Source organism: Mesorhizobium sp. M0618, assembly GCF_040320765.1.
Taxonomy (GTDB): domain Bacteria; phylum Pseudomonadota; class Alphaproteobacteria; order Rhizobiales; family Rhizobiaceae; genus Mesorhizobium.
The window spans coordinates 1-668 of sequence record NZ_JAMYQH010000084.1 but is presented as its reverse complement, the minus strand read 5'-3'; the positions used below and the strand labels follow the sequence as shown (position 1 = coordinate 668).

2 protein-coding genes are annotated in these 668 nt (G+C 55.7%); one reads left to right on the top strand and one right to left on the bottom strand.

Annotation, left to right across the window (positions count from 1 at the left end; translation table 11 throughout):
• On the bottom strand, nt 1-383 hold a 383-nt coding region (locus NKJ04_RS33635; RefSeq protein WP_352680122.1), incomplete at its 3' end, for a hypothetical protein.
• 97 nt (nt 384-480) lie between these two features.
• On the opposite strand from NKJ04_RS33635, the gene NKJ04_RS33630 reads away from it, so the two are divergent.
• Nucleotides 481-668, top strand: a 188-nt coding sequence (locus tag NKJ04_RS33630) for a hypothetical protein (protein WP_352680120.1), incomplete at its 3' end; no start/stop codon positions are given.

The following is a 668-nucleotide window of genomic DNA, read 5'->3' as shown; positions in this document are numbered from 1 at the left end:
ATCGACCGGCGGACTCTAGCGGCAGCCCACTGCCCTCTGAACGTGGTTCCGACATGGCAACTGCAGACGATGTCATGCAACTCACCGTCAGACAGTTCGAAGAAGCGCTTTGCTTCCCCATAGGTGTCATCCTTCAGGCCTAACGCACGCAGTAGCGGGTCCTCGAAGGCCACTGTAATTGGCGAGCCCTCACCGCGTGCTGCGTCGCGGGCTTCCCGCTTCAGATACTCAGTGCCGGTAAGGGCTCTCAGGCGTCGCTCGGGATGTTGTGCCAGCAACTCTGCCCAGCGCTCAATACGCTGTTGCCGGGTCATGATCGGGTATGTCGAGAGGGGTTCTACTTCTGCAATTGTCTGCAATTGACTTAGAGTTTGGTGTTCCATCGTCGGCTCCTTTTGATCGAAGTCCCTTCCCCACAAAAACTATCGCGCGCCTACGCACTGACAAGAGCCGGTAAGGCGGCCACTTGCCCGACATGGATTGCGAAATGACAAAAACAGCGCATTGCTCCGCCGGCGCGCGAAACGATATCTCATCCCAAATCAGACCGAAGCCGTTCAGAACGAACAGCTCGCCACCCGCCCACAACAACAATTTAAATTAGTAACGCCTTATGGAACTTTGGGGTTGGCGTTTCATTTCATCGGCATGGAGGCCACTGTAATCCA